Annotated in this window: 6 protein-coding genes; 3 read left to right on the forward strand and 3 right to left on the reverse strand. The window is 60.4% G+C overall.

Going from position 1 to position 6,000, the window contains the following annotated elements; translation table 11 throughout:
* The first annotated feature begins 32 nt into the window (after nucleotides 1-32).
* Nucleotides 33-1,037 carry an RNA polymerase sigma factor RpoS gene (gene rpoS, locus HX801_RS26165; RefSeq protein ID WP_003219274.1) on the forward strand — a complete coding sequence of 335 codons (1,005 nt, stop codon included), beginning with the start codon at nucleotides 33-35 and terminating at the stop codon, nucleotides 1,035-1,037.
* 205 nt (nucleotides 1,038-1,242) lie between these two features.
* Here the strand turns inward: rpoS and HX801_RS26170 are convergent, their stop codons facing one another.
* Nucleotides 1,243-1,452, reverse strand: coding sequence for a cold-shock protein (locus HX801_RS26170; protein WP_002554837.1), 210 nt, complete (start codon nucleotides 1,450-1,452; stop codon nucleotides 1,243-1,245).
* A gap of 378 nt (nucleotides 1,453-1,830) precedes the next feature.
* On the opposite strand from HX801_RS26170, the gene dcd reads away from it, so the two are divergent.
* Together dcd and HX801_RS26180 are read left to right on the forward strand one after the other, a co-directional pair.
* Nucleotides 1,831-2,397 carry a dCTP deaminase gene (dcd, locus tag HX801_RS26175; protein ID WP_003219273.1) on the forward strand — a complete coding sequence of 189 codons (567 nt, stop codon included), beginning with the start codon at nucleotides 1,831-1,833 and terminating at the stop codon, nucleotides 2,395-2,397.
* 107 nt (nucleotides 2,398-2,504) lie between these two features.
* Nucleotides 2,505-2,708 carry a hypothetical protein gene (locus HX801_RS26180; RefSeq protein WP_003219272.1) on the forward strand — a complete coding sequence of 68 codons (204 nt, stop codon included), beginning with the start codon at nucleotides 2,505-2,507 and terminating at the stop codon, nucleotides 2,706-2,708.
* A 31-nt stretch (nucleotides 2,709-2,739) separates the two neighbouring features.
* On the opposite strand, the gene pdeM is transcribed toward HX801_RS26180, so the two are convergent.
* Complete coding sequence (pdeM, locus tag HX801_RS26185) at nucleotides 2,740-3,396, reverse strand: ligase-associated DNA damage response endonuclease PdeM (protein WP_177022990.1); 657 nt, start codon at nucleotides 3,394-3,396, stop codon at nucleotides 2,740-2,742.
* On the reverse strand, nucleotides 3,396-5,873 hold the full coding sequence (locus HX801_RS26190) for a ligase-associated DNA damage response DEXH box helicase (RefSeq protein ID WP_177022991.1): 2,478 nt from the start codon (nucleotides 5,871-5,873) through the stop codon (nucleotides 3,396-3,398). Before HX801_RS26190 ends, pdeM begins: the two co-directional genes overlap by 1 nt.
* Between the last annotated feature and the right edge of the window lie 127 nt (nucleotides 5,874-6,000).

Here is a 6,000-nt window from a genome sequence, read left to right on the forward strand (position 1 = left end):
CTTGAGGTCGAACTCACCAAAGGACTATAACAATGGCTCTCAGTAAAGAAGCGCCGGAGTTTGACATCGACGATGAGGTTCTCCTTATGGAGACTGTCATCGATACGGAATCGATGTCGAATGAGGGACCTGCTGTACCTTCAGTTCGCACCAAATCCAAGAACTCCACCGCGTTAAAGCAACACAAGTACATTGATTACACACGGGCGCTCGACGCGACTCAGTTGTACCTCAATGAAATCGGCTTTTCCCCTCTGCTCACCCCCGAAGAAGAAGTCCATTTTGCGCGCTTGTCGCAAAAGGGCGATCCGGCTGGGCGCAAGCGCATGATTGAAAGCAACCTGCGACTGGTGGTGAAAATCGCCCGACGCTACGTCAATCGTGGGCTGTCCCTGTTGGACTTGATCGAAGAGGGCAATCTCGGCCTGATCCGGGCGGTGGAAAAGTTCGACCCTGAGCGGGGCTTCCGCTTTTCGACCTACGCCACCTGGTGGATTCGTCAGACCATCGAACGGGCGATCATGAATCAGACCCGTACGATCCGGTTGCCGATCCATGTGGTCAAGGAGCTCAACGTCTACCTGCGGGCGGCGCGTGAGCTGACACAGAAACTCGATCATGAACCTTCGCCTGAAGAGATCGCCAACCTGCTGGAAAAACCGGTGGGAGAGGTCAAGCGCATGCTCGGTCTCAATGAGCGAGTGTCTTCCGTCGATGTCTCGCTGGGTCCGGATTCGGATAAAACCCTGCTGGACACCCTGACCGATGATCGTCCTACGGACCCATGTGAGTTGCTGCAGGACGACGATCTGTCGCAAAGCATCGACCAGTGGCTTTCGGAGCTGACGGACAAACAGCGTGAGGTGGTGATTCGCCGCTTCGGGCTGCGCGGCCACGAAAGCAGCACCCTGGAAGATGTTGGCCTGGAGATTGGCTTGACCCGTGAGCGGGTGCGGCAGATCCAGGTCGAGGGCCTCAAGCGCTTGCGCGAGATCCTCGAGAAGAATGGCTTGTCGAGTGAGTCGTTGTTTCAATAAGCGACGCAGGATGAAATGTGGGAGCGGGCTTGCTCGCGAATACGGTGTTTCAGTCAGCCTATCTGGCGACTGATTCACCGCTTTCGCGAGCAAGCCCGCTCCCACATTTTTTTGTGCATGGAATTACATCGTGTGATTGGCAAATCCCGAGCACAAAAAAAGCCCCGCTTTTGAGGGCGGGGCTTTTCGACTAAATCAGTACAAGTTAGATAACTTGAACTTCTTCAGCTTGCATGCCTTTCTGACCGCGGGTAGCGATGAAAGAAACCTGTTGGCCTTCTTTCAGGCTTTTGAAGCCGTCGGATTGGATAGCTTTGAAGTGAACGAACAGGTCGTCACCGGATTGTGGAGTGATGAAGCCGAAGCCTTTTTCATCGTTGAACCACTTAACGGTACCAGTTTGGCGATTAGACATGGTGTATCTCCTTGGACAAAGTTAACTGCGACTCAGGAAAAGCCCTGGCCGAGACTGAGTGCAAAGAGCAGGAAAAATTCTTGGAGATGGTTGGATCGAAATTCAACATATCGTGTAGAGATTCTCAGTGACACAAGCAGCACAGTGGCGCCACCTTAACCCTTTTTCCGGAACGTGCCAATGGTATTTCCGAAGGTTTCTCTATTTTCGTGACTGGCGGCACCCTGATACCGCACCAACACCCCACGATTGAAGGTGCGCCCCGCCCAGCAGGGGCTGCGCGGCGCCAAGAAAAACAGCCGCCCCTTTGAACCACGGGGCCAGCCCCGGTAAGATGCCCAACAGAATTTTTTCACCTCGCTATTCAGGACACCCGCCATGAGCATCAAATCGGACAAGTGGATTCGCCGCATGGCGCAAGAGCACGGCATGATCGAGCCCTTCGTGGAGCGCCAGATGCGTGGCGAAGGCGCTGAGCGGCTGATCTCGTTCGGGGTTTCCAGCTACGGCTACGACGTACGCTGCGCCGATGAGTTCAAGGTGTTCACCAACATCAACTCGGCAACCGTCGATCCGAAAAACTTCGACGAAAAAAGCTTCGTCGACGTCAAGAGCGACGTCTGCATCATCCCGCCAAACTCCTTTGCCCTGGCGCGCACCGTCGAATTCTTCCGTATCCCGCGTAATGTCCTGACTATCTGCCTGGGCAAAAGCACCTACGCGCGCTGCGGCATCATCGTCAACGTGACGCCGCTGGAGCCGGAATGGGAAGGGCACGTCACCCTGGAGTTCTCCAACACCACCACCTTGCCGGCAAAAATCTACGCCAACGAAGGCGTGGCGCAGATGCTGTTCTTCGAATCCGACGAAGAGTGCGAAGTGTCCTATAAGGACCGTGGCGGCAAGTATCAGGGCCAGCGCGGCGTCACTCTCCCACGCACTTGATCGAATCGTCTTACAGGTTAAGGGAATTTGTCAGCGGGCATGCACTCTATTGGGTGTACTGCCCCGACGCGTGCACAACGCGCCGGGCCACGCTTGAGGAGTCCCCTATGAAGCTCGATCCGCGAATCAGCGCCGAACTCGCCCGGCTTGAACCCAACCAGATTGGTGTGATGGCCTGGTCCTTGATGGCCGATCCCGCCGCAGGCGGCATTCCCGGCCAGCCAGGTCCCGATGATCCCTGGCCCAACCAGCCTGAAGAGCCTGGCGAACCCACTCTCCCTGACGAACCGCCTCCCGCCCCTGTGGCCTGATTTCCTGCACGTGTCGCCAATGGTCAGTTGCTCAACGCACTGGCCATACTTCCTGGTCTCCGATCACGAAGATCTGGCTGCCTTCTTCCTGCGTCACTGAATAACCCCCGGTAAAAGCGCCGAACGCCGGTAGCAGGCTGACTTGGTTGCCGATCAGGAAGCACGGCAGGCGCAAGCTTTGCCGGCCCTTGCCCCGCAGGCGATACACCGGATGCACGTGCCCGGCCAGCACATGGTGGCTGGCATGGGGGGCGGGCTCGTGCTGCAAGGCAAACGGGCCCATCAGCAAGGGTTCGGTCACCACCTCAATGTTCAGATCGCCAGGCGGGTCGCCAGCGCGTTTGTCGTGGTTGCCGCGAATCAGCGTGAGCGCCACGCCTGCATGACGCTCACGCCAGGCTCTCAGGGCGTTCAGGGTGCCGCTGGCGTGAGAGCCGGGCCCGTGGAGAAAGTCGCCGAGAAAGATCACCTGCGCGCCGGGGAAAGCCGCCAACAACCGGTCCAGGCGCTGCAGGTTGGCCGTCGTCGTGCCCTGTGGCACTGGCTGGCCCAGGCTGCGATAGGCCGACGCCTTGCCAAAATGCGCGTCGGCGATCAGCAGGCACTTTCTCCCAGGCCAGTACACTGCCTTGTCCGCCAGCAACCACAGCGCTTCTTCCGCCAGATGTATCGGGTAATGAGCGGGCATCAGGGCTTCCCGTTATCGGCGACTTTTTCCAGATCCTTGACCATCCGCGCAATCCGCTCCGAGAGTTTTTCCGAGCTCAGGCTTTCCCGAAAACGTTCCACCAGCAGCGGAAAGGCCAACGGCGTAGGCCGTTTGATGCGATGCAGGTCCAGCTTCAACCCAGACAGGTGGCGCAAGGTCTCTTCCAGGCGACGAATATCCAGCTCATCCCGCAGGACTTCTTCCCCGGCCTGGGTCAGCAGCAGGTTCTGCGGGTCATATTGCTTGAATACCTCAAAGAACAAACCGCTGGAAGCCTGGACCTGACGCGTACTTTTCGGCGCGCCCGGATAGCCTGCGAACACCAGCCCGGCGATCCGCGCGATCTCGCGAAAACGTCGCAGGGCCAGCTCACCGGCATTCAGGCTGGCTACCACGTCATCCAGCAGATGATCCGCGCTCAGCAGTTCGCCGCCCAATAACTCAGGCCAATCCACTTCGGTGGCACTCAGCAGTTCCAGCCCATAGTCATTGACCGCAATCGAGAACGTCACCGCCTGCCGCCGGCTGACGCGCCAGGCCAGCAGGCTCGCCAGCCCCAGATGCACCTGGCGCCCGGCAAACGGATACAGGAACAGATGCCAGCCCTCCCGGGACTTGAGGGCCTCGGCCAGCAAGTGATCGCGGGTCGGCAGTCCGGACCAGCGCAGCTGGGTTTCCAGCAAGGGTTGCACCGCTTGCATCTCCGGGCCGAGATAGTGACCGTGGGCAGCCGCATCAAAGCGCTCGACCACCGCCTGGGCCAGCTCGTTGGAAAGAGGCATGCGCCCGCCGTTCCAGCGTGGCACGGCAGCCTTTTTCGCGGTGCTGCGCTTCACATAAGCAGTCATGTTTTCCACCCGTACCAACTCCAGCAAGCGGCCGGCGAACAGGAAACCATCCCCTGGCTTAAGTCGTGCAATAAAGCCTTCCTCGACACTGCCCAGGGTCTTGCCACCGCCGCCTTTGCTCCAGAATTTCAGCTGGATGCTGGCGTCGCTGACGATCGTACCCACGCTCATGCGATGGCGCCGCGCCAGGCGTGCGTCGGGGACGCGCCAGATGCCGTGTTCGTCCGGCTCGACCCGGCGGTAATCCGGGTAGGCCGTCAGCGACAGGCCACCATGGCGCACGAAACCCAGGGCCCAGGCCCAATCTGCTGCGCTCAGGTCACGATAGGCCCACGCGGTGCGCACCTCCGCCAGCAGCTCATCCGGCACAAAGCCGCCGCCCAGCGCCATGCTCACCAGATGCTGCACCAGCACATCCAACGGCTTGTGAGGCGACTGGCGCGCTTCTATGCGCCGTTCAGCGATGGCGTCCTGCGCGGCAGCGGCTTCCACCATTTCCAGGCTGTGGGTTGGCACCAGCGTGACCCGCGACGGCCGGCCCGGTGCGTGGCCGGAGCGCCCTGCGCGCTGCATCAGCCGGGCTACGCCCTTGGCCGAGCCAATCTGCAGTACCCGTTCCACCGGCAGGAAATCTACCCCCAGGTCCAGGCTCGACGTGCACACCACGGCCTTCAGTTGCCCCTCCTTCAGGGCTCGCTCCACCCAGTCCCGGGTTTCCCGGGACAGCGAGCCGTGGTGCAGGGCAATCACTCCGGCCCAGTCGGGGCGCGCGTCGAGCAGGGCCTGGTACCAGATTTCCGATTGTGCCCGTGTGTTGGTAAACACCAGGCAACTGCTGCTGGCATCGACTTCGGCCACCACTTGCGGGAGCATTTTCAGGCCGATATGGCCGGCCCACGGAAAGCGCTCGATAACCGGTGGCAACAGGGTGTCCACTCGCAACTGTTTGGTGGTTTGGCCTTGGACGTTGATCCCGCCGCCTTGTGGGATCAACACCTCCAACGCGTGGGCCTGATTACCCAGGGTTGCGGAAATGCCCCACACAATCAGCTCGGGGTGCCATTGCCGCAGGCGGGCGAGGGCCAGTTGCAATTGCACGCCGCGTTTGTTGCCGATCAGTTCGTGCCATTCGTCCACTACCACCATGCGCAGGTGCGACAGGCTGGCCTGGCTGTCGGCGCGGGCGAGCATCAGCGTGAGGCTTTCCGGGGTGGTGATCAGGGTGGTGGGCAGACGGCGGGTTTGGCGGGCGCGTTCGCTGCTGCTGGTGTCGCCGGTGCGCAGGCCGACGGTCCAGGGGATTTTCAGTGATTCGAGCGGGGCCTCAAGGGCGCGGGCGGTGTCGGCGGCCAGGGCGCGCATTGGGGTGATCCACAGGACGGCGAGCGGTTCCGCGGGGGCTTTGCGTTTGCGGGGCGTGGTTTCGGTGATGGCGAAGCGGTTGAGGGCGGCGAACCACAGGGCGTAGGTTTTCCCGGCGCCGGTGCTGGCGTGGAGCAGTCCCGACTGGCCTTCCTTGACTGCGTGCCATACGTCTTTTTGGAAGGCGAACGGTTTCCAGCCCTTGGCGGTGAACCAGTCTTTGGCGAAGTTGGGGGATTTGGCCATGCTTGGGGCTCTGGGGGGGTAATTCAGAGACCTTTGGGGTGGGGGAAAGGTTTAACTGCGATTTTTTTTGGGGCGGGGTGTATATCCGTTATTTAGGTAACGGCTGCCTATGGTTCCGCTCTTACAG

Origin of the sequence: Pseudomonas sp. G1002 (assembly GCF_013385455.1) — a bacterium.
Taxonomy (GTDB): domain Bacteria; phylum Pseudomonadota; class Gammaproteobacteria; order Pseudomonadales; family Pseudomonadaceae; genus Aquipseudomonas.